This window comes from Planotetraspora kaengkrachanensis (assembly GCF_016862895.1).
Lineage (GTDB): Bacteria > Actinomycetota > Actinomycetes > Streptosporangiales > Streptosporangiaceae > Planotetraspora > Planotetraspora kaengkrachanensis.
Genome location: NZ_BONV01000012.1, coordinates 116,441 through 143,367, shown reverse-complemented (window position 1 = coordinate 143,367; position 26,927 = coordinate 116,441). Strand labels below are relative to the sequence as shown.

The following is a 26,927-nucleotide window of genomic DNA, read 5'->3' as shown; positions in this document are numbered from 1 at the left end:
CCGACGGCGGGACGCCGGGTGACTGGGTCGAGCTGGTCAACACCGGGACGACCCCTGTCGACGTCTCCGGCTGGGTGGTCAAGGACAACGACGACTCGCACGTGTTCACGGTCGCGGCGGGCACGACGATGGCCGCCGGTGCGTTCCTGGCGCTCGACGTCGATCCGGTCTTCGGGCTGGGCGGCGCCGACTCCGCCCGCCTGTTCCGGCCGGACGGCACCACGCTCGCCGATTCCTACACCTGGACCTCCCACGCCGCGACGACGTACGGCCGGTGCCCCGACGGCAGCGGCGCGTTCGTGACCACCACCACCTCGACGAAGGGCGCGGCGAACGCGTGCCCGGGCCAGGTCTCCGCCAAGCCGTGGCCGGGCGGCGACGCCGTGACCACCGCCGACGCCGCCGACACGTTCGGCACCAACATGAGCGGCCTGGCCTACGAGGCGTCCGGCGACGGGACGCCCGGAGTGCTCTGGGCGGTCAGGAACGGCCCCGGCGCGCTGTACCGCCTGGAGTGGGACGGCGACGAGTGGGCGCCCACCGCGACCGGCGGCTGGAACGCGGGCAAGGCGCTGCACTACCCGGACGGCACCGGCGACCTCGACTCCGAAGGCGTGACCCTGACCGGAGCCGGACCGGCCGGCGGCGTGTTCGTCTCGACCGAACGCAACAACGCGAACAGCGGTGTCAGCCGTCCCGAGATCCTGCGCTTCGACCCGGCGGGCACGGCGACGAGCCTCAGCGCGACCAGGGAATGGAACCTCACCGCGGACCTGCCCGCGGTCGCCGCGAACAGCGGGCTTGAGGCGATCTCCTGGATCCCCGACTCCTACCTCACCTCGCACGGCTTCCGCGACGAGCACACCGGCGCGGCCTATGACCCGGGTGCCTACCCGGGCCACGGCGACGGCCTGTTCTTCGTCGGCCTCGAGGCCAACGGCACCATCTACGCCTACGCGCTCGACCAGGCAGGCGGCGGATTCACCCGCGTCGCCACGATCGCGAGCGGGTTCCCCAGCGTGATGGACCTCGCGTTCGACCCTGAGACGGACCACCTCTGGGCGGTGTGCGACGACACCTGCAGCGGCCGCACCGCGACCCTCGGCATCGACGCCGGCGGCAAGTTCGCCGTCACCGACGTGTACGAGCGGCCGGGCTCGATGCCCAACATCAACAACGAGGGCTTCGCGATCGCGCCCCAGTCGGAGTGCGTGGACGGCCACAAGCCCGTCTTCTGGTCCGACGACAGTGACGACGACGGGCACGCGCTGCGCGGCGGAACGCTCACCTGCACGGTGCTCGACCTCGACGCCGACGACGACGGCATCGACGACGTCGTGGACGTGACGTTCCCGCCGGGCATCTCGCAGGCGAACAACCCGGCCAACGAGACGTTCTCCGACGCTCTCGTGGGCGGCACCACCTCGGGCAAGATCCTCGGCCGCGGCGGCCGCACGCTCACCATCTCCGACGTGCGCGACCCCGCGGGCGTACGGGTGAAGGCCGGCGCAGGCTCCTCCGCGGCGCGGTTCCAGCCGGCCGGCAGCGGCGCGACGATCGCGCTGGGACAGGGCTCCTACGAGCTCACCGGCTCCGCGAAGACCAGCACGATCACGACGGTCGACGGCGAGCCGGCGGTCGTCACGGTCAGCGTGAACGGCACGCCGGTCACGCTGACGGTCGGCAAGGGCGGATCGGTCACCTACACCGAGGTGTCGGCCGACGGCAAGGTCACCGGGCTCACCGGCATCAAGCAGACCGGGGCCGTCGCCGTCCGCGCGGACGGCGTGCCCGCGACCGCGTGCGCCGGCAGCGAGATCCAGAACGTCGTCGTCGCCACGACCGGCAACGACCAGATCTCCGGTACCGGCGCGAACGACCTGATCATCGGCCGGGGCGGCAACGACACGGTCAACGGCGGCGGCGGAAGCGACTGCGTCGTGACGGGCAGCGGCAACGACCAGATCACCACGACCGGCGGCGACGACTGGATCGACGCGGGCGGCGGCAACAACGTGGTCCGCGCGGGAGCCGGCGCGAACACCGTGACGACCTCCTCGGGCAACGACCAGATCACCACCGGCGACGGCGACGACACGGTCAACGCCGGTGGCGGCAACAACACGGTGACCACGGGCGACGGCGCTGACAAGATCACGACCGCCAGTGGCAACGACGGCATCGACTGCGGTGCCGGTTCGGATGTGGCGCGGGCCGGCGGCGGCAACAACACCAACGTCGGCAAGCGGTGCGAGACCTTCGGAGCCTGATCGCGATCGACTGATCCAAGCAGGCCCGGCCACCACCCACGGCCGGCCCTGCTTGGTGTGGTCACCCTTCCATGGGCGTGATCACCTCCCCTTGGGCGTGACCACGCCCCTTGGGTGTGATCATGCACAGGTTCGGCAGAAAGCTCCGCGACCTGCGCACTCCCCGTCCGTGATCATGCGCGGATTCGGCGAAGTGTGCCGTGACCTGCGCGTTCACCATTCGTGATCATGCACGGAAGTGCGACGGCTCGGCCCCCGAAAACGGCGCGAGCATGTCGAGATCGACGCGCATGGCGTCGACCGGCTTGTCGGCGCCGGGAATGGACGGCCCGAGGGACTTGCTGTCCCAAGGGTGTCCTCCTCCGGCCCTGACGTGAATCCCTCGAGATGAGGGGTCGTTTCTCCGCTCCCGCGTCTCGATGCGCGGACGGGCTGGGGAAGAGGTCCGCCCTCGTCTTTGTTGCGTTACATTACAGATTCGTAACGTAAGGAGGTGGTGTCGGACGTGCTATACGGGAGAGATCGGGAGGCGGCGGCACTCGACCGCCTCCTCGCCGGGGCTCGGCAGGGGCGTGGTGGCGCCTTCCTGCTCTGGGGCGATCCAGGCATCGGCAAGACCGCGTTGCTCCGCCACGTCGAGAGCCGGGCTGACGGATTCGCCGTTCTGAGCAGCAGGGGGACTCGGTCGGAATCGGCCATGGCCTTCGCCGCTCTGCACGAACTGCTGTGGCCCGTGCTCGATCGCGTGGACGCGCTGCCCGCACCCCAGGCGGCGGCGCTGCGTGCCGCCTTCGGTCTGGCCGAGGGCAGGACCGACAGCCTCCTGCTCGGCGCGGCCACTCTGACCCTGCTTTCTGAACTGGCACGCCGGCAGCCGGTGCTGATCCTTTTGGACGACGCCCAGTGGATCGACCCGGAGTCGGCGAGCTGCCTGGCCTTCGTCGCCCGCAGGCTGCGCACCGAGCCGATCGCGCTGGTCGCCACCGATCATGGTCCGGCTGACGGCAGATGGAGCGGCGTCGATGGGCTCCACGTCGAGCCGCTGGACGAGGCCGCCGCGTGCGCCTACCTGCGGGCCGAGCACGCCGAGCTTTCCGAGTCGGCCGTCAGGGCGGTCCTGCGTTCCGCCCACGGCAATCCGCTGGCGCTGCGTGAGTTCTCCGGGATGGCCGGCACGGGCCTCGCCGTCGGGGACACACTGACCCCGGGGCCGATGTTGCGTCAGGCGTTCCTGGCCATGGTCGCGTGCCTTCCCCCGGCGGCGAGGACCGTGCTCCTCGTGGTCGCGGCGGAGGACCGCGGCGACCTCGGGACCGTGAGCGCCGCGGCCGCCGCTCTCGAGATCGGCGCGGAGACGTGGGATCAGGCCGTCGTCGACCGGTTCCTTGACCTGTCGGGGAACCGGGTGAGTCTGCGGCATCCCCTCATCCGCAGCGTGATCTACGAGGCGGCGCTCCCTCCGGAACGGCAGGCCGTCCATCGGGCGCTGGCCGCCGTACTCGCAGGCAAGGACGACACGGACCGCCGGGCCTGGCATCTCGCCGAGGCGACCCTGGAACCGGACGCGGAGGTCGCCGACCTGCTGCACCACTCGGCGCAGCGGGCCCTGTCCCGAGGCGGGTGCGCGGCGGCCTCGAAGGCGCTGCGCCGTTCGGCGGAGCTGACGCCCGACCTGGAGGAGGCAGGCAGGCGGTACGCCGCCGCCGCACGCGCCGCCTGGGAGTCGGGGGAGCCGGAGTGCGCGCGCGAGCTGCTGGCGCGGGCGCGGAGTCAGGCACCTGAGGCGGTGGTCGCGACGCTCAGCGGAGGGTTGCGGGGCCTCCTGGAGTTCGTCCACGGCGAGCAGGCGAGCGCCCATCGGCTGCTGCTGGCCGAGGCCCGCATGGTCGAGGACCCGCGGCTGGCGGTACAGCTCGCCTGCCTGGCGCTGCGGGCGGCGTGGAACATCGACTCACCCGAGCTGTGGGCTCGAGCGCTGGAAGTGCTGGACGGGCTGCCGGCGACGGGGGACGAGCAGGCCGACCTGCTCGTCAAGGGGGTCCGCCACTGGTGGTTCGAGGAGGCGCAGCCCGGTGGCCAGGCCATGCCGGAGATCAGGCCGGGAAACGACTTCAACCTGATCATGTGGCTGCTGCTTCCCGCGCCCATCGCGGTCGCCTGGGGCCTTGAGGAGCGGGCGCGCGCCTACTACCAGCGGGCCGCCGACCGGTCGAAGGAAACGGGGGTGCTGTCCGCACTGGCCTTCCTGCTCTCGCAACTCGGCCTGGTCGACATGATGAGCGGGCACTGGGCGGACGCGCGGCTCAACGCGAGCGAAGGGCTCCGGCTCGGTGAGGGCATGGTGGCCTCCAGCGTCATCGCCCAGTGCCTGAACGTGATGGGCTGGCTGAGCGCCGTCACCGAGGGGGAGGACGCCGGGGAAGAGCTGATCCGGGAGGTGCAGCGGTCCAGGTCGAGCTGGTCGTCCCGGGCGCTGATGGGCGCGTCGTACTGGCACCAGGGGATGGCGGCGCTCGGTTCCGGACGCCCGGAGGACGCCTCGGACCTGCTGGACAGGTTGATCACACCGGGCGGCGAGGGGGCGCATTCGACCTTCGCGGTGCTGGCGGCGGCGGACGCGGTCGAGGCGGCGGTCCGCGCTGGGCGCCAGGACACGATCCCGGAGTGGGTGCGGCTCATCGAGGAGTGGGCGGACCGGAGCGGGGCCACCTGGGCGAGGGGCGCGGCCTTCCGTTGCCGGGCCCTGACGGCCGGCCCCGATGAGGCGGAGGCCCTCTACACGCAGGCGCTCGCCGGATACGCCGAGGCAGAACGGCCGTTCGACCACGCCAGGACCGAGCTTCTTTACGGCGAGTGGCTGCGCCGAGCCCGCCGCAGGGTCCTGGCCAGGGGACATCTGCGCGCCGCCAGGGAGACCTTCGCCCGGCTGGGGGCGCACGACTGGCTGGTCCGCGCGACGACCGAACTCGAACTGGCCGGTGAGACGAGCGCTCAGACGGAACAGGCCCCCGGCTCCACCCCCTTGACGCCCCAGGAGACGCGGATCGCCAGGCTCGCCGCCCAGGGCCTCACCAACAAGGACATCGCCGCCTCGCTGTTCATCAGCCCCCGGACGGTCGGCCACCATCTGTCCAGCGTCTTCCTCAAGCTGGGCATCGCGTCACGCGCCGAGCTCAGGAAGCTCATCCCGACGCTGAGCGAGTGAGCGGCCGGCCTGCCGTACCGCGCCAACCGTGCCGCCTGCCGAGCCGCGCCGCGCCAAGCGGTCTGCCTGCCGTACGCGCCCGGCGACGAATGACCGATGCGATGACCGATGCGGTGACCGATGTGCACTCCAGCGGTCCGACCTAAATTCTCATTTCGGTATAAACCGTAACCGAGAGAGATCAACTATGTCCTTGAATGAGGCTGTCCGGGTATCCGTCATCTATTACTCGTCGACGGGAACGGTCTTCGAGCTCGCCAAGGCAGCCGCCACCGCCGCCGAGAAGGCGGGCGCCGAGGTGCGGCTGCGCAAGGTACGCGAGTTGGCCCCCGCCGAGGCCATCGCCTCCAACCAGGGATGGAGCGACCACGCCGCCGCCACGCAGCACATCGTGGAGGCGTCCCTTGACGACCTGGTGTGGGGCGACGCGATCATGTTCGGCACACCCACCCGCTACGGACTGCCGGCGGCGCAGCTCAAGCAGTTCATCGACACCGCCGGCGGCCTGTGGGCGCAGGGCAAGCTGATCAACAAGATCGGTTCGTCGTTCACTTCGAGCGGCACCCGGCACGGCGGGCAGGAGACGACGATCGTCGCGCTGAACAACACCTTCTACCACTGGGGATCGATCATCGTCCCGCCCGGTTACGCCGACCCGATCCAGTTCCAGATGGGCAACCCGTACGGCGCCAGCCACACCTCCAACAACGCCGAGATCCCGCCCGGCGAGGTCGAACTGGCCGCGATGGAGTTCCAGACTCGCCGTGTCGTCGAGATCACGGGCACGTTCAAGCGGGGGCGCGAGGCCCTGTACGTGTGAGGCAATCGAGCACCACCCCGACTACCTGGGCAGGGTCACGATCCGGGGCGTATGACGGCCGGTGAAGGCCTCGTTCGCACGCCCGGCGACATCACGGCCGCGACGACGTCGCGGAAATCCGCCATGACCTCCCGGGCGAAGGCGGTCCGGGTGACTCCGAGGCCGAGCAGGGCGTGACCGTGGTCCAGCACGACCACGGTCACCACGCCCGCCAGCGACAGCCACCACACCGCGGCGACGGTCGCCCGGGACAGGCGGGAGAAGTCCTGGAAGGACCGCCGCAGCCGGTCGCAGTGGAACGGCACGTGGCGGTGCTCGTCCGCGAGTATCCGGCCCGCCACCTCAGCGGCGAGGGGGTCGCGGACTCCGTCGCGCACGGCCCGGTAGTAGGCGAGCGCGACCACCTCGGCGAGCATCAGCACCATCAACTCCGTGCGCAGGCCGAGCGGCCGCCGCATCCGGACGAAGACGGCGTCGGTCCAGTGGCCCGCGATCGTCGTCTCACCGGCGGTCTCGAGCAGGCGGGCGAGCAGCCGGGCGTGCCCGCGTTCCTCGGCCACGAACAGGCGGACCGTGTCCGTGTACACGGGATCTCCCGCCAGGTCCGCCTTACGCAGGAGTGCGGCGCCGTCGCCGTTCTCCCCGACCTGGAACCGTTGAAGGCTCCGCACCAGGGCGGGCCCGAGCCTGGCGCCCTGACTCCAATCAGGGTCGCCCCATGTACGCCGGAGAAGGGCGGCGCCCTCGAAGTCGCGCAGCCAGGGGGTGAAGTCGCCGGTTTCGACCATCATGGTCCCCGAACCTACGGACCCGCTGTGCAGATTCCAGGGGTGGATTTGTAGAGGTTCGGCGTGTGATCGAAGTGGTTGGCCGGAGGGCCGCTGTGGTGGGACGACGCGGGGTGATCCGGTGGCTCCGTCCGCTCACACGGGCTTCGTCAGGCCGTCTTACGGCACGACGTGGGATTGCTCGTTCAGTGGGAAGCCCGGCGTTGGGACTCGTATCGGTGCTTCATTTCAAGGTAGAGCTCGGTGCCGGGGTAATCCTCCAAGGCCCGTCTCCCGAGCTCGGTGATGGACCATCTGCCGCCCTTGGTGAGCCATCCGATGGCACGAGCCTCTCCGGTTCGGAAGCCGAGTTGAGATTGCCATCGGATCTGTCCGGAGTCGTTCGTCACGGCCAGCTCACGAGGAATCTCAACCTGTTCGCCGACGAGCTCCATCACCTCGCGCGGCGCCAGAGGGCGATCGGCGTCACGGAGCACTTCCATCGTGGTGCGTAGAAACGGCTCTATCAGCTCGGCGTACGACACGAATCGGCTCCTCTGGTGATGTGCCGGCCTCGAGCCATATCCGTGGGATGAGATCGGCGGACGGCGTTTGTGCGCAGACATCCGATCATGAGTAGGCGTGGCTGGGACATGGTTACGCATATAACGACTTGGACGCATGGTGAAGGAAGGCTGCCACGGGCTGAGCGTGGGACGGCCTATGGATGAAGAACCCGCTCCGGCCGGACGGGATCATCGGCGGCGCGGATGCCGTCGACGTCGATGAGCAGGTGCTCGGGCCCCCGGAGGTTCGGGGTGGGCCGGTACGGCGGCGGATCGGTCACCAGGCGCGGGCCGGACAGGCGTCGCGCGAGTTCGCCGAGCGCCAGCCGGGTCTCCAACCGGGCGAGAGGAGCTCCGAAGCAGTAGTGGATGCCGCCGCCGAACCCCAGGTGCTGGTTGTCGGGCCGGTCGGGGTCGAAGCGGTCGGGATCGGCGAAACGGGCGGGGTCGCGGCTGCCGGAGGCCAGCACCAGAACGATCACCGAACCCTTGGGGATGGTGGTGCCGGCGATGGTGATGTCCGCCAGTGCCGTACGGCGAGGGCCCGGCATGTGGATCGGCGGTTCGTAGCGCAGCAGTTCCTCGACCACCTTGACGGCGTAGCCGGGCTCGCGGCGCAGCCTGTCCAGCACGTGCGGGTGGCGCAGCAGGGTCAGCATGCCGTTGGCGATCAGGTTGACCGTGGTCTCGTGGCCGGCGATCAGCAGCAGCGCGGCGGTGCTCAGCACGTCGGGCCGTGCCGGCTCGTCATCGGTGACGAGCGCGGAGAGCAGGTCGTCGCCCGGGGCCCGCAGGTGGGCGTCGGCCAGGCCGTCCAGGTAACGGCCGAGCTGGGCCATGGTCTCGAACCGCCGCCGGTTCCGCTCCACCAGGGATCCGGTCGTCGGGTCGTTGGTCCCGACCGCGATCTGTGACCACCGGTGGAAGAGCGGCTCGTCTTCGCGGGGCACCCCCAGCAGCTCGCAGATCACCGTCACCGGCAACGGGTAGGCGAAGTCGTCGACGATGTCGATCCGGTGCCGGTCGGCGAGCCGGTCGATCAGTTCGGTCGTGATCTGGAGTATCCGGGGTTCCATGCCGGCGACGCGGCCGGGGGCGCCGGGCGGGCCGAAGTGTTTCATCACCATGGCCCGCAGCCGGTCGTGATCGGGCGGGTCGCGGCGGATGAACTCGGGCGGCAGTTGCGGTGCGGCGTCGTCGGGCGCGATCCGGATGTTCGCGATCTCGGGAAGGTTGCGGAGATCGGAGCTGACCCGCGGGTCGTGCAGCAGCGCGACGATCTCCCGGTAGGTGCTCACGACGTAGCTGCCGTCCGGCTGCCGCGCGACCGGAGTCTCCCGCAGTTCCGGGAACAGCGGGTAGGGGTCGGCGCGGTTGGCGTAGTCGAGGAATCTCTCGTAGGCCGTGGTCATCTCACCGTCTCCCCTGAACCGTGGGCGCCGAGCAGCGTCGCGCGCCGTCCTTCGAGGTCGTCGCCGGTCACCACCACGGTGGCGTCCTGGATCGCGGGGGCGCGTACGGCGATCCCCGCAGGCACCGGCCGCATCTCCGCCTGCCGGCCCACCATGTCGGCGTCGGGCGGGAACGGCGCGGCCTTCTCGATCAGGTCGCGGTAGAAGTCCAGCCACATCGCCTGGTCGAAGGTGACCGCGGCGCTGATCCGGCCGCGATGGCCGTACACGGCGACGAACCTGCGCTCGGCGACCGAGCCCTGGGCGATGACCACCTCGTCGGAGAAGGCCGGCACGCCTACGGCCTTGATGTTGACCCCGAACTGGGCCGACCAGAAGACCGGCAGGGCCAGATGCGGTTGCCGGTCGGCCGGAGCGCTGATCATGTTGTGCGCCGCCACCCGGGCCTGGCCGACCGCGTTGCCCCAATGCTCCAGCGTCAGGAACCGGTAGCCGTAGACGGGGTGCGGGAAGCGGGCGACGTCGCCCGCGACGAACACGTCGTCGCGGACCATGCCGTTGGCGTTGAAGACGCGGCAGCCCGCGTCGCAGCCGACCCCCCACGGTCCGGCGGCCAGCCCCGAGCCCTCGAGCCAGTCGACGTTGCACACGCTGCCGAGCGCGGCCACGGCCAGTTCGACGTCGAGCACGCTGCCGTCGGACAGGCGGGCGCGGCACAGCCGTCCCTCGCGGTCGCCTTCCAGTGCCGTCACGGTGACGCCGCAGCGCAGGTCGACACCGTGATCGCGCTGCATGTCGGCGGCGATCTGACCGATCACCTTGCCGAGGGCGCCCTGAAGTGGGGCCGGGCCGCGCTCGGCGAGGGTGACCCGCAGATCCAGCTCGCGGCAGACGGAGGCGATCTCCGATCCGGTGAAGCCGCCGCCGATCACCAGCACGCGCGGTCGGGCCGCGAGCCGCCGCCGCAGGTCCTCGGCGTCCTGGCGGGTGCGCAGCACCACGACGCCGTCCAGGGCGGCCTCCTGCGGGTTCGGCCACGGCCGGGCCCGCACACCCGTGGCGATCAGCAGCCGGTCGTACTCGACGGCGCGGCCGTCCGCCAGGTGGACCCGCCGGTGGTCGAGGTCCACGCCGACGGCGGCGACCCCGCGCATCCACTCGGCGTCGAGTTCGATGCGCCGGGGCAGGCTGGTGTCGAGTGTGGCGGACCGGCCGGTGAGCGCCTGTTTGGACAGCGGCGGCCGGTCGTACGGCTCGCCCGGCTCGTCGCCGATCATCGTCAGCGCCCCCCGGTAGCCCTCACGGCGCAACGTCGCAGCGGCCCGCAGGCCCGTCAAAGAGGCCCCGACGATGACGATGCGGCCGACCGGCGTGTCTCCGTGGGGGGTCGCCGGTCCTTCCGGCCGGCCCAGGACGGTGTCCTCGTCCACCAGCACGGCCTGCACCGGGCATGCCGCCGCGGCCCGCAGCACCTGGTCCCTGTCGGCGTCGCCGGAGTACATCAGTGACTCGGCGTGCGGCATCCGGAACACGCCGGGCGCGGCGAAGACGCACTGTCCGTATCCCTGGCATCTGGTGAGGTCAACGACTACTCGCATGGAGACGTCCCCCCTCGGGGATCGTCATCGCTCGCTCTCGCGGGCGCGGAGCCTGAGGGTGTTCGCCCGCGCTGAGCAGCCCTGTGGAGCGGCTCCCGTATATGCGGAGCAACCCTTGCGATCCCCCGCCGACGTGTCTCTTCACTCCAACGTAGCAACCACGTACGCCCAGGGAGTTGAGCCGTCACCCTGGCAGGCCGGCGGAGAAGTGACCGGAGTGACTCACGCGAAAGGCGAGGCGCCGAGACGGTCGGCGGTGCGAACAAGGTCGATCCCCCGTGCTCTTGGGGCATTTCCTCCGCCGGGCGCTAGCGCGAGCACGCGAGCAGCGCACGACGCAACTCGTCCGCGGTCTGGAAGGCGCTCTTCGGTTTCTCGCGGAGCGCCTCGTCGACGACCTCGGCGAGGGGTGCCGGGACGTCCGGCCTGCGTCGTCGAATCGGCACCGGCTCGGCCTGCAGGATGACCTGCCAGGGGTCCTTACCGCGCGGGAAGTTCCGGGGGTGTTCGCCGGTCAGCGCGTGGTAGAGGCATGCGGCGAGCGCCCACACGTCCACGGCCGGCGTGACGTCACGGAAGTTGATCACTTGTTGGCGGGGCATGTACCAGGGCTTGCCGGCGGTCGCGCCGGTTCTGGTGAGGCCGCTGAGGCCGGCCTGGTCGAACGCCTTGGCGAGGCCGAAGTCGCCGACCTTGGCCACCAGTGAGCCGCCGGTCGTGTCCAGCAGGATGTTGTGCGGGCTCAGGTCGCGGTGGACGACGTTCCGGCTGTGCGCGTGTGCCAGGCCGTCCAGGACCTGGCAGGCGAGCCGTACGGCGTCGGCGGTTTCCAGCCGGCCACCCCGGCGAGCCAGGAGCTTGTCCAGGCTGCCTCCGGCGCAGTACTCGGTGGTGAAGTAGAACGTGCCGTTGGCGAAACCGGCGTCGTACAGCGCGGCGATGTTGGGGTGCCGCAGGGCTCTGGTGAGTTCCACCTCGCGGAGGAACCGCGCGCGGGCGGTCGGGCTCGCCGCGACCCTGGGCAGCATCACCTTCAGCGCCACCTCCTGGCCGGTGTGTTCGTGGCGGGCGAGGTGCACCATGCCCATCCCGCCGCGGCCGAGCTCGCGCAGCAGCGTGTACCCGGCGATGGCGGCGAGGTCGGGGTTGCCGCTGCGTGCGAGGCCCACCAGGAGTTCGGCCATGGCGCCGGGCTCGGCCTGGCAGGAGGCGCAGACGTACTCGCCGGACCGGCCGCCGAGTTCGCTGCCCACCTCCCGGTCGCATTTCGCACATCGGGCCAGCGACAGGGTGCGTTGCGCGGTCGGGAGCCGGATGGCCACCCGGAAAACCGTCTCGCCGAGCCGGATCTCGTCTCCGTCGGTCAGGTCGTGTTCCGGGAAGGACGTCGCCGCGCCTTCGGCCGGCGTCTGGTGCGCCTCCCGCTGGCCGATCTTCTCGCCGTTGACGAACGTGCCGTTGAGGCTGCCGAAGTCGCGGATGCGTATGTCGGGCGGGTTGATGTCGAGCAGGCAGTGGTGGCGGGAGACGGTGCGGTGGTGGTCGTCGCTCGGCAGTCGCGGCGCGCAGTCGTCGGCACGGCCGAGAACACACGTGGTCCGCTCGTCGAAGACGTACTCGGTGCGGTCGAGCCGCCCCTTGACGAGCCGCAACGTGACGGTGGCCGTCATCGAGCCGTACCTCCTGGCTGAAGAGTGGGGGTGCAGACCAACCCGTCGCCGGCCGCCTCGACGCGGATCGATGTGCCGTCGGTGAACCGCCCGGCGAGCATTGCCCGGCCCAGCGGCTGGACGAGCAGCCGTTCGACGGCCTGTTCCATCGCGCGGACGCCCGAGCGGGCCTCGACGCCGTGGCGGACCAGCAGGTCGTAGGCGTCGTCGGTCAGGGTGAGCGCGATCGCCCGGTCGGCGAGCCTTCCCCTGACCCGGTCGATCAGCCTGTCGGCGATCAGGCGCAGCGCCGGCGGGGTCAGCGGGTCGAAGACGACGACCCGGCCGATCCTGCCGAGCAGTTCCGGCCGCAACTCCTGCCGCAGCGCGGCCATGACCCGTTCGCCGCCGCCGTCGGCGGCCGCGTCCTCGGCACCCGGGGTGAAGCCGAGCGGCCCGCGCGAAGCGACGCCGAGGTTGGAGGTGAGAATGACGACGGCGTCGGTGAAGGAGACGCGACGTCCGCGGGCGTCGGTGAGCCGACCCTCGTCGAAGATCTGCAGGAAGAGGTCCAGCACCTCCGGGTGTGCCTTCTCCACCTCGTCGAAGAGCACGACGCTGTGCGGGTGGTCGTGCAGCGGTCCGGAGAGCTGGCCGTCCCGGTCGTGCCCGACATATCCGGGCGGGGCGCCGAGCAGCCGCGACACTGCGTGCCGCTCCTGGTACTCCGACATGTCGATGCGGATCAGCCGCCGCTCGTCGTCGAACAGGAACTCGGCGAGCGCCTTGGCCAGCTCCGTCTTGCCGGTTCCCGTCGGCCCGGCGAACAGGAACCCGCCGATCGGCCGGCGCGGGTCACCCAGCCCGGCCCGGGAGGTGCGGATCGCGTCGGCGACCGCGCCGACCGCGTCGTCCTGGCCGATCACCCGTCGGCGCAGGTGCTCCTCCAGCCCGAGCAGGCGCCGCGCCTCGATCGCGTCGACCCGTTCGACCGGCAGCCGGGCCCGCTCGGCCACGACGGCGGCCACCTCGGCACGACCGACCCGTACGGGCGCGCCCGCCGGAAGCTCCGGGCTGATCGTCCGGATCCGCGCCGCGGCGCACGCCTGGTCGACCACGTCGATGGCCTTGTCCGGGAGGCGCAGCTCGGGCAGGTGGCGGATGGCGAGGTCCACCGCCGCCTCTGGCACGTCGGGGGAGATGTCGACCCCGTGGTGGTCGGCGAACCGTTCCCGCAGCCCGGCCAGGATCTCCACCGTCTGGGCCCGGGTCGGCTCCTCGATCCAGATCACCTCGAACCGGCGGCGCAGGGCGGGATCGGCCTCGACGCGCAGCCGATATTCGCCCGGCGTCGTCGCGCCGACGCAGCGCAGCTCGCCGCGGGCGAGTGCGGGCTTGAGGATGTTAGCGGCGTCGCTGGCTCCTGTCCCGCCCGCGCCGAGCACGGTGTGCAGCTCGTCGATGAAGAGGACCAGCTCCGGGTTTTCGCGTGCCTCGGCGAGCACGGCTTGGAGCCGTTCCTCGAACTCGCCCCGGTACATGGTTCCTGCGAGCAGCGTGGACATCGACAGCTCGACCACCCGCGTGCCGGCCAGCCCGGCGGGTGCGCCCGGCTCAGCGAGCAGCTGGGCGAAGCCCTCCACGACGCCGGTCTTGCCGACCCCCGCGTCGCCGACCAGCACCGCGTTGGGCTTGCGCTGCTTCACCAGCACGCGTGCCAGGGCGCGTAGCTCGTCGCGGCGTCCGATCAGCGCCGGCAGCCTGCCCTCGTGGGCCAGCCGGGTCAGGTCCCGGCCGTACCGGTCGAGCGCCGGTGTCGCCCGCTCTTCGGCCGGTTCTGCTCGCTGCTCAGGGAAGAGCGCGGCGAGGGGATCGGTGACGCCGAGCCGGTCGAACACCTCCTGACAGTGCGGGGCCGGGGATTCGAGCACCGCGCGCAGCAGCTCGACTGTGCCGGCCGGGCCGTTCGCGGCCAGCTCGGCCGCCCGGGTGAAAGCCCGCCGCGCGGCCCGGTTGCGGTGCGGCACCGAACGCGGCTCCGGCCCGGCCTCGGCGACCATGAGTGCACGGCGTAACCGGCGGCGTAGCGCGACCGGGTCGACACCGGCCCGGGTGAAGCACAGGCGCAGCTGTTCGACGTCCGTCCTGACCGCGCGGCGCGCGTCCGGACTCAGCTCGCCGCCGTCCAGCACGGCGTCGAGGTCCGGCCGGCACATCGAGCTCAGCGCGACCAGCAGATGTCCCGGCTCGATCTCGGACGCCCCGCCGTACCGCGCCTCGATCCTGGCGAGGCTGAGCGCCAATGCGGCGCTGTCGGTGTATCCGGTCACTGCGTCGACCAGCCCCGGTCGGTGGTCGTGCTGTCGAGCCAAGTCCGCCCGTCGGTGGTCGTGTCGTCGAGCCGGGTCCGCCCGTTGGTGGAGGTGTTGTCGGGCTGGGTCCGCATTCCTCCGGTGGTCATGTTGTCGAGCTGGGCCCGCACCCCGTCGGCGCGCAGCCGACCGTAGCCGGTGTCCTGGAGCCGGATCATCAGGGCGTCGAGGTCCTCGTCCGTCCACTGTGGACCCTGCCGTCGCAGAAACACGTCGAGGTACGGCGCCGCGCCGTCATCCCAGTCGGCCGCGTCCCGGGCGTCGAGCTCCCAGTCGAGCTCCCACAGTCGCAGGGTGCCGTCCTTCGCGGTCAGCACGAAGCGGCCGTCGGGCGTCATCGCGAGACAGCTCACGCCCCGCTCGTGGCCGTCGAGGACCCGTACGGGAATCCCACTGCGGAGGTCCCAGATCGTCGTGTGCGACCAGTAGTGGCCGGACACCGCGAAGCGTCCGTCAGCGGTCATCCGGACAGTGTGGAATCCGGTCGAGTCCGGCAGGTCGAGCGTGCGCACAACGTCCCCGGTCGTGATGTTCCACAACTGGATGCCGTTGTCGTCACCGGCCAGTGCGAAACGCCCGTCGGCGCTGAGTGAGACAGAGCGTATGTTGCGGGCGAGCAGGCCACGCTCGACCCCACGGAGGCGATGCAGGGGCTGGACGTCGGTCAGGTTCCATACTTCCGCGTTGCCGCCCTTGGCGACCACGACGGATCGTCCGTCGTCGCCGAGGCACAGGTCGTCGATTCCCCAGGCGCCCCTCCCCAGTTGCCGGGTCGAGTCACCGGTTTCCAGGTCCCAGTACCGGACCAGGCCGTCCTGGCCGCCGACCACGGCCTGCCTGCCGTCCGCGCTGAACCGCACCGGCTCCGAGTGGTACAGCGCCCCCTTCGCGCGGTACAGCACGTGCAGACACGCGCCCGTGCCGACCTCCCACAGCCGCACCGTACGGTCCCGGCTCGACGACAGGAGCAACCGTCCGTCGGCGCTCAGGCGGACCGACTCCACCATCTCCTCATGCCCCTCAAACACCCGCAGGCAGCTGTTCGTGTCGAGGTCCCACAGCCGAACCCTCCCGTCGCGGCCGCCGGACGCGGCCATCCGGCCGTCGGCGGTCAGGTCGACCGAGGTCACCTCACTGATTCGCCAGGCCCGCGACGACCAGGCCGCCCGCACTCCCATCCGTACGGCACGGCGGCCCATTTCCCACCAGGCGGACATGACGCGCGGCTCCCGCTCGTACCCGGTGACCGCGCGGGCCTGCCGAAGCCGTTCGAGCGCCGCGGGATAACGGCCCCTCGCCATCGCCTCCTCCGCCTCGGCGACCAGCGCGTCCACCCGGTCACCCAGCCGGCTCAGTTCGACGTGCGGTCGCGGCCGGCTCAGCAGCGGCGCGCCGCGGTACGCACCGGGCAGTCGCCACCGCCGGACCGCCTTGTCCTGGCCCGCCGAGAGTGCGGATCGGGCGTCCGCGTCCAGGTGCACCACGGTGGCGCCGCCCTGGTGCGCCCGGAAGGTGCGCAGGCAGCGGCCGCGGTCCAGTTCCCACAGCCGGATGGCATCGGAGTACTCCGTGCCGGACAGCAGAAACCGCGCGTCGGCGCTGAAGGACAGGGCGTCCACCGTGACCTCGCCCGTCAGGACGCGCACGCAGCGGCCATCGCGCAGATCCCAGACCCGGATCGCACCCTGGCGGCAATCGGTGGCCGCGAAACGGCCGTCGGCGCTGAGACACAGAGCGGTCACCGCCGACTCGTGTCCGGGCAGCTCCAGCCGGCACCGGCCGTCGGCCAGATCCCAGACCCGGACGACCCGTCTCCTGGAACGTCCCGGTTGCTCGCCGCGGACGGAGAGCGCCAGGCGGCCATCGGCACTCACCGCCACCAACCGGTCGGTCGCGGCCTCGTCGAGCGTCCTCATCTGCCCGCTGCCGACATCCCAGACCCGGAAGGCGCCGTCCAGGCCCGAGTAGAGGGCGAAGCGGCCGTCGGGGGTGAGCCGGACCGCGGTGACGCCGAGGCGCGACCCGCCGTCGCCGGCCCACGACGGCGGGTTGGGGCTGGCGTACAGGCGGCGGCCCTTGGGCGAACCGCCGAACCGGCCCTTGGTCAGCTTCCAGAACATCACGGTTTCGTCCTCGGAGACCGAGACGGCGAAACGCCCGTCCGGGGTGAGGTCGACGGCGTGCACGGTCGTGCGGTGCCCTTTGAGTGTCCACACGAGCTGCCCACTGGGGACGTCCCAGATGCGGACCGTCCCGTCCCAGCAGCCGGCCGCCATGAACCGGCCATCGGGAGTGAGGGCGAGCGCGGTCTTCTCGTGGCGCCCGTTGACGTCCCAGAGATCGCGCGGGCGCAGTGGCCAGGGCACCGGCCATTCGCCGGTGCGGCGGGCGTCGATGATCTCATCGGACCTGATCAGGCGCCGTGCGGCGAGAACCTCCGGCTCGTCCGGCCGCTCCTGGGCCAGCTCGTCGACCAACCTGCGCGCTGTGCTCAGGTCACCGCGTTCCAGGTGGAGTTGGGCGAGCGCGTATCGCACCTCCCAGGGGTCGCCGATGTCCGCGCGGGTCGCCTCGATCTCGGCGATGAGGGCGTCGTCGGTGACGGCGCCGCGACGCCAGCGAGCCTGCCCGGAGTTGTACAGGGCGCGAACGTTCTGCGGGTCGGCCGCCAGAGACTGCGCGAAGGCCTCGTCGGCCTCGGCGTGCCGGTCGAGGTCGAGCAGCGACACCGCCCGGTTGTTGAGCTCGTCGGTGCGCAGGTCGGCCAACGCAGGCGCCGGGCGCGGGTACGTGTCGCCGATGACGTCCTGGTAGATGCCGATCAGCTCGGCGGCGACGTCGGCCATGGAGGCCGGCCGGTCGGCGGGCTCGTGGCGCAGGCAGCGCGCGAGGAGGTCGGCGAGGGCCGGCGGAATGACGGCAGCGCCGACCCCGTCGCCGGTCACGTCGCCTGGTGCGTCGCCGGTACGGTGGCCGGCAAGAGCGGTGCCAGGCACGTCGTCGGCGAGCGCGGTACCCGCGGTGGGCTCGGGCGTGTCTTCGGTGCGGTGGCTGGCGAGCACGGCGCCCGCAGCGGTCCTGGGCGCGACGTCGGCGAGGTAGCCGGCGAGCGCGGCGCCCGCGGCGGGGCCGGCCATCCACGTTGCCCCGCCGATGCACATCTCCAGTACGGACACCGCGAAGCTGTAGATGTCGGTGCGCCGCCCCACCGGTTCGCCCGCCGCCTGCTCGGGAGAGGCGTACCGCGGGGTCATGCCGTCGCCGCCGGGCACCAGAATGCTGGCGCCAGGCGGTGCGTCGGGGGTGACTGTAGCGGCCATTGCACGTGCCCGAGCAAGGCCGAAGTCGGTGATCTTCGCGGTGACCGTGCCGCCCTGGGCGTCGATCAGCACGTTGGCGGGCTTCACGTCCCGGTGCACCAGGCCTCGGGCGTGGGCGTGTTCGAGTCCCCACGCGGTCTGGATCGCGATGTCCAGAATGCGCGCCAGCTTTTCGGTTGGGGCGCCGTCGTAGAGCCGCCGGTCGTCGATCCAGTCATGCAGGCTGCCGTCCGGGACGTACTCGGCGAACACCCGGGGGACGCCGTCGAGCACGCGGACGTAGTAGCAGTTGCACACGTGTGGATGCAGCCCGAGCGACACCCACGTCTCCGCCTCGTCGACGAACCGCCGCTGGTCCTCCGCACTGCGGAACAGATCGGGTCGCGGGCTCTTCACCGCGAGGTCGATGTCCCATCCCAGGTGCCGGACCCGGTACACCACGCCCATGCCGCCGTGCTCGTGCACCCGGGTCACCTTGTAGCGGCCGTCGACCACCTCGCCGACCGGCCACGTCACAGTGATCTCACTCATGGTTCTCACCGGGGTTCTCGTGGGGGTTCTCGTCGGCGTCGCCGTCGCCGATCAGGTGCAGATCCGCCGGCAGCAGCGTGGCGCTGCGCAGCAGTGCCTGAATCAGGTTGTGGTTCAGCGTGTTGCCGACCGGTTCGCCGACCCCGTCCTCGCGCCGGAGGCCGGGGATCGGGTCGGGGCCATCCGCCAGCCGTTCGCGTACCGCGCCGACGATGTGCGCCGCGATCTTCGGCGTCCACTGCCTGCCGTCCGGCAAGCGGTTGAGGTCGTCGGCCACCTGGTTCCACGACACCGGTTGTGGATAGCGCTCCTGGCGCAGGTATCGCTGGGCGAGCGCGGTCAGCACCAGCCGCTCCGCCAGGCTCAACTCGTAGACATCCGGCGCCTTCGTCCGGTTGTGCTGGTCGCCGCCGGCATCGGCGGTCCGGGAACCTACGACGTGGATTTCCAGCAGATGTGAACGGCGCTTGGCGGAACCGATGAGCAGCGGGGTATAGCCGGGCTCCACCAGTAGTTCGTGGCCGGATAAGAGGAGAGCCCCGCCCGGCAGTTGGATCGGCAGCTTGCCTTTGTTGCGGACCCACCATTCGTAGCCGTCACACACGAGCACACCCTGCAGCCGGCTGACGTACGGATCGTTGACGCCGACCGCCACGTGGACGTCGTCCGTACCGCGGCCGAAATGAAGCGTGAACTTCCTGGGCGGCACCGCGAACCCGTTGGACGCGGCCAGTGCGAAAAGCGTGCCCGGAGGTGCCGGCGGCACGCCGCTCGCCAGGCTGCGCATGGAACTCGGCAATACGTGCGGCACGAATTCTCTGGTCGTCACCCTCGCGCTCCCTCCAGTCCGGCAGGACGGTCGCACGCTACCGCTTGCCCTTCGGGACCGGTCCCGGCCGCCGACGAGTGGGGAGGCGGTGGAGTGATCGCCCGTCGATTGAGAAATTTCTCGGCAAGTGAGTTCGCGCCGTTCTGTCAGGCGAACATCAGGGCGGGGCGATTGGCCTCCGAACTTGGCTCAGTCAGTTGTAATGCCATCTTCCACAGCGCCTTTCTGCGAGAGGCAACGAGAGGTCGAGATACCGTCGCCCCCGTGTGACGTACGGCCTGGGACGCTTCTGGGAGGAAACAGTGAAGCGACCGACACTGTTTCGCCAGCTGGTCCAAGAGCGTGACTGGACAACGGTTGAGACCTTCAGCATCCACTTCGCCAAGGCGGCGCGGGAACTGGCCCAACTGACCGGTGAGCCTGTGCTGGCGAATGTCGCCGTCTCGAGGCGTAGTTTCGACCGATGGATGGGTGGGGACTTGTCCCGGGCGCCGCAACGCGATACCCGGCGCATCTTGGAGCACATGTTCGGCGAGCCTGCTACACGACTTTTCAAGTCGGCTGAGAACGCTGCCTCGTCGGGAGTTCTCGCCCACTTGGAGAGTCCTTCGCCCCTCGACGGGGCCGCGGCACGAACCCCCGTGATCAAGGTCGATCCTGACCTCATTCCCCACTGGGGCGGCTTGCTTCACATCCTCTCGTCCTCCCATAACGCCTTCGGGCCGTACCGGATACACAACACGGTCACACGCGAGATAGACGTGATTCGCGATCACCGGCTTCGCGCTGACGCCCTGGTGCGGAGAGGACTGCTCGGAGTTGAGGCGCGCTGGGCTGAATTCGCCAGCTGGACCGCGGAGAACATCGGTTCGGGTGAGGCAGCCGCATTCTGGCTCGGCTACGCGCTCGATCTTGCCCGCGAGGCGAATGACGCGGCGATGGAAGCGTACGTCCTCATGCGCCAGGCCCAACGAGCAGCCGAACGGTGCGATGCACGCGGCGCACGTGATCTCGCAACGGAAGCCCGGAAAGCGGCAGTCGCGCCCGCAAGGGATCGTGCGCTGAGCGCCCTACGACTGGCCCACAGCCACGCGCTCGCGGGTGATTCGCGGGCCTGTGCGAAGGCTCTGGAGGAGGCTCACCAACTCGTCGAGCGCGCCCAAGACGACGGCACCGACGATGACCCGGTGGCCATTGGTCACCATTGCATTCCTGCTTATGTCCAGGCCCACGAGGCGTACTGCCTGCTGCTGCTGAGACGGCCGTCAGAAGCAGCGGCTCTGCTCCAGGAAGCCCTCGTGGCCTGGCCCGCCGACTTCCGCCAGGACGTGCAGCTCGCGCGCGCCTGGCTGGCACTCGCCTACGTGGGAGACGGCCGTGTTGAGGAGGCAGCCGTGGAGGGTACGGCCGTGCTGGCATCGGCTGCCGGAGGTGGGTCCGTGCGGCTCATCCGGGCGTTGCAGACTCTCGACCGTCGGCTGGCGGGAGTGTCCGCGCCGCCGGCCGAAGTCGCACAATTCCACGCGGCACTGGCGCTCACCGCGCCCAGAATATGGTCATGCACCTAGTGACAGCGGCTACGACGACCGAGGAAGCAGAACGCGGAGCCACCGTCGCGGTTCTGCCGGTCGGCAGCTTCGAGCAGCATGGTTCCCATCTGCCTCTGACAACCGACACTTTGATCGCTTGCGGAATCGCCCGTGCGCTCGCCGATGAGTACCAGCTGCTGCTGTTGCCGCCGATCACCATCGCGTGTTCACACGAACATGCAGGATGGGCCGGCACGGTCAGCATCAGCTCCCGGACTCTGATCGCGGTCATCACCGACATCGCCGATTCCCTCGGACGATCTGGGATCGAGCAACTCGTCGTCGTCAACGGGCACGGCGGAAACTACGTGCTCTCGAACATCGTCCAGGAGGCCAACGTCGTACGGCCGCGCATGGCTCTCTATCCCAGCCGTGACGACTGGGCACGGGCGAGGGAGGCCGCGGGTCTGGTGACCGACGCGCATGACGACATGCACGCAGGGGAGATCGAGATCTCCCTGCTGCTGCACCTGTGCCCCGACCAGGTGCGTGAGAGCTACCAGAACGCGGATCACACGGCCGAACGGCCTCACCTGCTCGTCCAGGGCCTCCGGGCGTACACAGAGACTGGAGTGATCGGCCGACCTTCCCTGGGCACCGATGAGAAGGGCAAGGCAGTCCTGACCAGCCTCACCGCCGATTTCGCCGGGACACTTGACGTACTTGCGGGTGGACAGTCGCTGTAGCGCATCGCCAGTGCGTCATTGGCGACAGCCACGGCGGTGAGGCGGCCCCGGCCCGGGCGGCATGTGGCCTGCGCGGAGCGGATGGCGAAGCCTTGTTGGATCTCCGTCTCACGTGGAGAAATGCTGCAGGGCGACGTACGGCGCATCGCATGAAACTAAGCAAAGGGCGCATTCGATAACGCGGCGCAGTGGACGCGCGCGGAAGTGGCCAAGAAGCGGCGGCGAATCGGCGTACCGCTGGCCATGGGCCACAACCTAACGTCTCAGGTGGATCAGCTGGCAGTACACGCGTAGTGAGAAGCGTCGCTGCCGGCCGACCGTGCACCCCCGGGCCGTGTTCTTCCCCCCTGTACATGGTCCAGCCCCTTCCGTTCTGGGGCCCGGGAGGGGAACCGCTGCCGTCGCACTGCAGTGGCAAGCCTCGCGGGCTCCAGAACCGCCCGATCACCGCCGACGAGCCGGAAGGTGCTCCGCGATGACAGATCTTGCGCCGTGAGGGGCCTTCTCCTCAGCGACGTTGCTCTGCTGTTGGAGGGCGTGTGATGTGGTTCGAGTCGAAAGGGCATCTCGGTGGACGGCATTCGTGAGCGGCAGCGGGTCTATCAGCAGGATCTTCTGATGGATCTGCGGGACATGCTCCGGGAGCGTGAGGTCACGACGGTTTGATCGCTGATCAGTATGGTCGGCCGGCGTTGGAGGTCATGGACGGTCGGTGCCGGATGCGTCGTGTCTTCGTCCATCTGGCGTTCTTGTGGTTCTACTGGGGCGATGAGCATGACGAGCGGGTGTCGTGTCTGCGACTGCCGGCCGCGGCTGATCGGATCGAGTCCGCCGCGCGTGCCGGTTGGCGCGAAGGAGAACAGGGCGAACTCGGCATCGACCTGACCAAGGTCTTCGATCCGCACCGCTCGTAACGGAACATCTCACGGAGTGGCGTGTTCGTACGCTGACCGCCTCCACGAGGGCTAGCGTCGGGCGAGTGGCCGTCGACGCTTCTCCATCCGAGTCCACCGATCGCCTGCGCGGCGATCTGGTCGCCGCACTCAGGGAGCGGGGTTCCATTCGCTCCCCCGAGGTCGCCGCGGCCTTCGCGAAGGTCCCCCGGGAAAGGTTCGCGCCGGAAGCGCCGATCGACGCCGCCTATTCAGCCCGGGACGTGGTCATCACCAAACGCGACTCTGACGGCAAGGCGACCAGTTCCATCAGCGCTCCCTGGTTGCAAGCCGAGATGCTCGAGTCCGCCCAATTGACCCGTGGAGCACGGGTCCTGGAGATCGGTTCGGGCGGATACAACGCCGCGCTCATCGCCGAAATCGTCGGTCCAGATGGATTTGTGCTGACCGTCGACATCGATCCCTGGGTCACCGAGCGGGCGGCTCGCTTCCTGGCTGACACCGGCTACCCGCAGGTCAAGGTCGTTCTCGGGGACGGCGAGCACGCCGCCGACGAGTACAGGCCCCTTCGACGCCATCCTGGTGACCGTCGGCGCCTGGGACTGCCCCTGGGGACGGCTGCTGGCTCCAGGCGGGCGGATGGTGGTTCCCCTGCGCTTCGCCACGATCAGCAGAAGCATCACCTTCACCCGGGAAGGCGACCGATTTCAGGGTCTGGACGCCACGGTGTGCGGGTTCATCCCTATGCAGGGTGCCGGAGCGTACAAGAATCAGGAAGCCATCCTCGCGGACGGAGCGGTCACGCTGACCATCGAAGACGGCCCCGAACTCAACGTCGACGCGCTCGGCCTGGCGCTGGTCGAACCCCGTACCGAGCTGTGGACCGGTGTTGAGGTCGTCAGGGGAGAGCCGTTCGACCCGCTCAGCCTGTGGCTGGCCACGGTGGATGACAAGTTCGGCATGATCTGGCAGGACCCGGATCGAGACCGCCATCTCGTCCAGACCGCTTTGCGCTGGCAATGCCCGGCCCTCATCACTCGCGACAGCTTCGCCTACCTCACCCGTCGCGATGTCCAGCACCATGCGACCGCGGCGGTACATCACAAACTTGGGGCATACGGACACGGTCCGCGCGGTGTCGAGCTCGCTCGCCTGCTCCATGATCAAATCCATGTCTGGGATCGCGCATGGCGGCACCGGCCCGAGCCGACCTTCAGCTTCTACCCCGTGGGCGCCACAGTGCCGAATCCATCTGTCGGCCGGATCTTCCGCAAGCGGCACGGCCAACTGGTCATGGCCTGGCCCTGAGCCCCGCTCGACCTGTTGGAGTCTTTGAACGCCGCCGATAGGCGCCCAGCAGGTCTAACTCCAAACCGGCTGTGCTCGGCACCCCTTGCCGTGATGCGGACAGCGGCCAAACGGGTTCTCTGCGGCGTCGGTGCGAGGGCGCGGGCCAGACCGCGCATGCGCGTCCGGCGGCGCGGTGCTGTCGAGCGATGCCGTCCTCTTCACGAGCTGCTGGTCAAACCCTGGCACCCTCGATCGTCAGCCCACGCGGGTCGACCTGCTCACGCCCGCCGCGGCACAGCTCACGCACCAGCCTGGCGGGCACGACCAGACCCTCACCCTCCCGGGCGCGTACGGCTCGGCCGGCCGTACAGGCCTGGGCGAGAGCCGCCGCGCTGACGACTCGCACCCTTCGAGGCCGGTCCTGCGTCGGCCCGAAGAGCTTGAACACGTCCGCCAGCCGATCCGTCAAGCGCATGAAAGCCGAGACTATTTGTCAGATGACGAAGACGGCGTATTCATCGAAATGCGGGACACAGGCCCCGACCGAGGAGGGTCCGGTGGGATTGACTTTGAGGCAGTCTCCCGGGACGCCCTGCACGAAACTCCGGAAGTAGTACACCTTCGCCTCGCCGTAGGTCGACGTGCGCTGAAGCAGCCACCGCTGGTACGGCCCGTTGTCACAGCCGTACAGGACCACCGCCGTGCTCGTCGCCGGGGTGGGCACCTTGCCGAGGCACAACGGCGTTCCGATGACGGCCAAGGTGACCACCTGGAATCCCTGATAGGTGGAGACGACGGTCATGTCCCACACCAGAGGGTTGCCGGTGAGCGTGTTCACCGGGGCTCCGTAACCGAGCCCCCCTTGTACCCCGACGTGCCTGTCCATGCCTGCCGTCAGCGGCCTGATGTAGACGGCGGACGGGACGGCTGCCGCCGCCGGTGTGACGGGCGCGTCGGCCAGCGCCGCCGGTAGCAGGATGCTTGCCGCCGCCGTCAGTGCGAGGCGCAGGAATCGCTTCATGACAGGGCTGCCCTTCCGTCGGCGAAATCCACCCAATTGTGAACGGAAGACGGGGCAATCACCATCGGTGCCGCGGCATACAGGCCTATTCGCCCGAAAACCGTTTGCCTCGCCTGGTGGGCTCAAGGAAAGTGGTGTCCATGATGCTCTGACGGACAACACCTCGCTTCTCCAAGATGCCACGGCGCCGATGCGCGCCGTAATGCCGTCCGCCCGTACCCTTTTCAGCGAAGAGAGCTCTTTGTCTCAGCAACACTCCCGGCAGGAGTCCCTGCCGCCGTCCGCCCCTGCCATGGGTTCGGCCACCGTCACCGTGTTCGCCTCCCCCGCAAGCTGGATCGAGTCTGACGCCCTCGCGCAGTGCCACCAGGTGGCAGCCCTCGACGGCATGATGCACGTCGCCGCGATGCCGGACCTGCACCCCGGCAAGGGCGCCCCCATCGGGGCCGCCATGGCGTCGACCGTGTTGTATCCGTTCCTGGTGGGCTCCGACATCGGTTGCGGCATCGCCGTGTTTCCCATCAAGCTCAAGCGCGCCGTACCCACGAAGCTTGCCGCGCGATTCCCCGACCTCGATCGCGCCCTGGACCCTGAGCAGGATGCCGACGACCCGGCCTGGGCCGTCGTGAGGAGTGACATTCCCGCCGGTCACCTCGAAGGCCTCGGGACGGTCGGCCGGGGCAACCACTTCGTCGAACTGGCGCGGATCGGGACAGTCTTCGAGCCGGGCCACGCGAGCCGTCTCGGACTCGCCGCCGACGACCTGGTTCTCATCGTCCACAGTGGTTCCCGAGGGCTGGGCGAACGGATCCTGCGGGCGCACACCGCGGCCCACGGCGCGGGCCCTGCCGCTGATCCCGGCGCCTACCTGGCGATGCATGACGAGGCCGTACGCTGGGGATCGCTCAACCGGCGGCTGATGGCCGCCCGGGTCGCCCATGCCCTGGGCGCCGAGCCCACCGAGCCACTCGTCGACCAGTGCCACAACCTGGTCGAGATCCGCGACGGGGTCTACCTGCACCGCAAGGGGGCGGCGCCGGGTGACGGCCGTGACGTGCTCATCGCCGGTACGCGAGGCACCCATTCCTACCTCGTGGCCGCTCACGCCGGTCCGGACGCCAACCATTCCGTGGCGCACGGCGCGGGCCGCAAGATGTCGCGTGCGGACGCCCTGCGCCGGGGCCGGGCCAAGCACACGGTCGAGGAACTGCGCCGTACGCCGGTGGGGTCTGTGGTGGTGTGCGGCGACCGTCAGCTGCTCTTCGAGGAGGCCCCCACGGCCTACAAGCGCATCGAGCAAGTGATCGCTGACCTCGTCGAGCACGACCTGGCCACGCCCGTGGCCACCACGGTTCCGCTGGTCACCTACAAGACGCCCGACCTCGGGTCCACGCCCCGACGGGACCACCGGGATCACCGCCGCAAGCAAGGCCGGCCATGAGTGTCCATCTGCTTCTATCGGCCGGGCGTGGCCCGCAGGAGTGTGCCTGGGCGCTGGCCCGGCTGCTCCATCGCCTGGAAGCCGACGCCACCCGGCAGAATCTGGAGACCCGTCGGGTCGAGACCGTTCCCGGTGACCGGCCCGGCTCCTACCGGTCGGTTCTGATCCAGATCGCAGGAACCGGCGCCGAGGCGTTCACTGCCTCGTGGACCGGAACGCTGTGTTGGCAGGCCCCCAGCCCCTACCGGGCCAGCACCGGCCGAAAGAACTGGTACGTCATCGCCCAACCGTGCCAGGTCGATACCCCACGTACGACGTTCGTGGAAGCAGATGTCGACATCGTCGCCTGCCGCACCGGGGGCCCCGGCGGTCAACATCGAAACAAGGCCAGCACGGCGGTACGGGCGACCCACCGGCCCTCGGGGATCGTCGTCGTGGTCGACACCGAGCGGCAGTTCAGCCTCAATCGCCGCATCGCCATGCAGTTGCTGCGGCAACGAATTGAGCACGGCGAGGAGGTGGCAGGGCGCGCCGTCGTCACCGCCCGCTGGCGCATCCACGATGAGCTCGTACGCGGCAACCCCACGCGTATCGAGCGTCCGGAAGTGTCGAAGCAGGACCAGGCCCCCCGGGAGCAGAAGCACCAGAGGCGGCGGCAGTCGTCTTAA

19 protein-coding genes and 1 pseudogene are annotated in these 26,927 nt (G+C 70.0%); 10 read left to right on the top strand and 10 right to left on the bottom strand.

All coding sequences use genetic code 11. The annotated features are described in order from the left end of the window. From Pka01_RS15840 to wrbA, 3 genes are all read left to right on the top strand, one after another. Positions 1–2,270 (top strand): lamin tail domain-containing protein (locus tag Pka01_RS15840; protein ID WP_203883518.1); only part of this gene is annotated, 2,270 nt, incomplete at its 5' end. A gap of 505 nt (positions 2,271–2,775) precedes the next feature. Next, positions 2,776–5,475 (top strand): helix-turn-helix transcriptional regulator, encoded by a 2,700-nt coding sequence (locus Pka01_RS15835; protein ID WP_203883517.1) that lies wholly within the window; start codon positions 2,776–2,778, stop codon positions 5,473–5,475. A gap of 187 nt (positions 5,476–5,662) precedes the next feature. Beyond that, positions 5,663–6,295, top strand: coding sequence for an NAD(P)H:quinone oxidoreductase (wrbA, locus tag Pka01_RS15830; protein WP_203883516.1), 633 nt, complete (start codon positions 5,663–5,665; stop codon positions 6,293–6,295). Positions 6,296–6,330: 35 nt separating this feature from the next. On the opposite strand, the gene Pka01_RS15825 is transcribed toward wrbA, so the two are convergent. From Pka01_RS15825 to Pka01_RS15790, 8 genes are all read right to left on the bottom strand, one after another. Beyond that, positions 6,331–7,086 carry a ferritin-like domain-containing protein gene (locus Pka01_RS15825; RefSeq protein ID WP_203883515.1) on the bottom strand — a complete coding sequence of 252 codons (756 nt, stop codon included), beginning with the start codon at positions 7,084–7,086 and terminating at the stop codon, positions 6,331–6,333. Between the two features lie 182 nt (positions 7,087–7,268). Further along, positions 7,269–7,607 carry a hypothetical protein gene (locus Pka01_RS15820; RefSeq protein ID WP_203883514.1) on the bottom strand — a complete coding sequence of 113 codons (339 nt, stop codon included), beginning with the start codon at positions 7,605–7,607 and terminating at the stop codon, positions 7,269–7,271. A gap of 176 nt (positions 7,608–7,783) precedes the next feature. Continuing rightward, positions 7,784–9,040: a cytochrome P450 gene (locus tag Pka01_RS15815; RefSeq protein WP_203883513.1), complete on the bottom strand. Its 1,257-nt coding sequence runs from the start codon at positions 9,038–9,040 to the stop codon at positions 7,784–7,786. Further along, entirely contained in the window at positions 9,037–10,638 is a 1,602-nt protein-coding gene (locus Pka01_RS15810) for an FAD-dependent oxidoreductase (RefSeq protein ID WP_239115016.1), read from the bottom strand. Before Pka01_RS15810 ends, Pka01_RS15815 begins: the two co-directional genes overlap by 4 nt. Positions 10,639–10,946: 308 nt before the next feature. Next, complete coding sequence (locus Pka01_RS15805; RefSeq protein WP_203883512.1) at positions 10,947–12,308, bottom strand: protein kinase domain-containing protein; 1,362 nt, start codon at positions 12,306–12,308, stop codon at positions 10,947–10,949. After that, entirely contained in the window at positions 12,305–14,617 is a 2,313-nt protein-coding gene (locus Pka01_RS15800) for an AAA family ATPase (protein WP_203883511.1), read from the bottom strand. Before Pka01_RS15800 ends, Pka01_RS15805 begins: the two co-directional genes overlap by 4 nt. After that, positions 14,614–18,510 (bottom strand): WD40 domain-containing protein, encoded by a 3,897-nt coding sequence (locus Pka01_RS15795; protein ID WP_203883510.1) that lies wholly within the window; start codon positions 18,508–18,510, stop codon positions 14,614–14,616. The genes Pka01_RS15800 and Pka01_RS15795 overlap by 4 nt, the downstream gene beginning before the upstream one ends. Then, on the bottom strand, positions 18,503–19,339 hold the full coding sequence (locus Pka01_RS15790) for an FHA domain-containing protein (protein ID WP_203883509.1): 837 nt from the start codon (positions 19,337–19,339) through the stop codon (positions 18,503–18,505). Before Pka01_RS15790 ends, Pka01_RS15795 begins: the two co-directional genes overlap by 8 nt. A 266-nt stretch (positions 19,340–19,605) precedes the next feature. On the opposite strand from Pka01_RS15790, the gene Pka01_RS15785 reads away from it, so the two are divergent. The 5 genes and pseudogenes from Pka01_RS15785 (at position 19,606) to Pka01_RS15765 (ending at position 23,815) form a co-directional block, all read left to right on the top strand. Further along, the gene (locus tag Pka01_RS15785; RefSeq protein ID WP_203883508.1) at positions 19,606–20,907 is read left to right on the top strand and encodes an NsdA family TPR-like regulatory protein; all 1,302 of its coding nucleotides are present in this window, start codon (positions 19,606–19,608) and stop codon (positions 20,905–20,907) included. Further along, entirely contained in the window at positions 20,898–21,614 is a 717-nt protein-coding gene (locus Pka01_RS15780; protein ID WP_239115015.1) for a creatininase family protein, read from the top strand. Before Pka01_RS15785 ends, Pka01_RS15780 begins: the two co-directional genes overlap by 10 nt. A 662-nt stretch (positions 21,615–22,276) precedes the next feature. Beyond that, positions 22,277–22,528: a hypothetical protein gene (locus tag Pka01_RS15775; RefSeq protein ID WP_203883506.1), complete on the top strand. Its 252-nt coding sequence runs from the start codon at positions 22,277–22,279 to the stop codon at positions 22,526–22,528. A 65-nt stretch (positions 22,529–22,593) separates the two neighbouring features. Beyond that, positions 22,594–23,013, top strand: a pseudogene (locus tag Pka01_RS41610) (methyltransferase, FxLD system); the annotation flags it as partial. A gap of 133 nt (positions 23,014–23,146) precedes the next feature. After that, positions 23,147–23,815: a class I SAM-dependent methyltransferase gene (locus Pka01_RS15765; protein WP_345337642.1), complete on the top strand. Its 669-nt coding sequence runs from the start codon at positions 23,147–23,149 to the stop codon at positions 23,813–23,815. Positions 23,816–24,029: 214 nt separating this feature from the next. Here Pka01_RS15765 and Pka01_RS15760 read toward each other — a convergent pair whose 3' ends face one another. Together Pka01_RS15760 and Pka01_RS15755 are read right to left on the bottom strand one after the other, a co-directional pair. Further along, positions 24,030–24,272 (bottom strand): hypothetical protein, encoded by a 243-nt coding sequence (locus tag Pka01_RS15760; protein ID WP_203883504.1) that lies wholly within the window; start codon positions 24,270–24,272, stop codon positions 24,030–24,032. Positions 24,273–24,290: 18 nt separating this feature from the next. After that, positions 24,291–24,818, bottom strand: a complete 528-nt coding sequence (locus Pka01_RS15755) for a ricin-type beta-trefoil lectin domain protein (protein ID WP_203883503.1) — start codon at positions 24,816–24,818, stop codon at positions 24,291–24,293. Between the two features lie 241 nt (positions 24,819–25,059). Here Pka01_RS15755 and Pka01_RS15750 point away from each other — a divergent pair, with 241 nt between their 5' ends. Then, a complete protein-coding gene (locus Pka01_RS15750; RefSeq protein ID WP_203883502.1) occupies positions 25,060–26,259 on the top strand; it encodes an RNA ligase RtcB family protein in 1,200 nt (399 codons plus the stop codon). Then, positions 26,256–26,927, top strand: coding sequence for a peptide chain release factor H (gene prfH / locus Pka01_RS15745; RefSeq protein ID WP_203883501.1), 672 nt, complete (start codon positions 26,256–26,258; stop codon positions 26,925–26,927). The genes Pka01_RS15750 and prfH overlap by 4 nt, the downstream gene beginning before the upstream one ends.

What these genes read in the sequence shown, in the direction of transcription:
- wrbA (WP_203883516.1), top strand. Translation starts at nt 5,663, where the DNA reads ATGTCCTTGAATGAGGCTGTCCGGGTATCCGTCATCTATTACTCGTCG.
- Pka01_RS15825 (WP_203883515.1), bottom strand. Translation starts at nt 7,086, where the DNA reads ATGATGGTCGAAACCGGCGACTTCACCCCCTGGCTGCGCGACTTCGAG.
- Pka01_RS15815 (WP_203883513.1), bottom strand. Translation starts at nt 9,040, where the DNA reads ATGACCACGGCCTACGAGAGATTCCTCGACTACGCCAACCGCGCCGAC.
- Pka01_RS15810 (WP_239115016.1), bottom strand. Translation starts at nt 10,638, where the DNA reads ATGCGAGTAGTCGTTGACCTCACCAGATGCCAGGGATACGGACAGTGC.
- Pka01_RS15805 (WP_203883512.1), bottom strand. Translation starts at nt 12,308, where the DNA reads ATGACGGCCACCGTCACGTTGCGGCTCGTCAAGGGGCGGCTCGACCGC.
- Pka01_RS15795 (WP_203883510.1), bottom strand. Translation starts at nt 18,510, where the DNA reads ATGAGTGAGATCACTGTGACGTGGCCGGTCGGCGAGGTGGTCGACGGC.
- Pka01_RS15780 (WP_239115015.1), top strand. Translation starts at nt 20,898, where the DNA reads ATGCACCTAGTGACAGCGGCTACGACGACCGAGGAAGCAGAACGCGGA.
- Pka01_RS15765 (WP_345337642.1), top strand. Translation starts at nt 23,147, where the DNA reads ATGGTGGTTCCCCTGCGCTTCGCCACGATCAGCAGAAGCATCACCTTC.
- Pka01_RS15760 (WP_203883504.1), bottom strand. Translation starts at nt 24,272, where the DNA reads ATGCGCTTGACGGATCGGCTGGCGGACGTGTTCAAGCTCTTCGGGCCG.
- Pka01_RS15755 (WP_203883503.1), bottom strand. Translation starts at nt 24,818, where the DNA reads ATGAAGCGATTCCTGCGCCTCGCACTGACGGCGGCGGCAAGCATCCTG.
- prfH (WP_203883501.1), top strand. Translation starts at nt 26,256, where the DNA reads ATGAGTGTCCATCTGCTTCTATCGGCCGGGCGTGGCCCGCAGGAGTGT.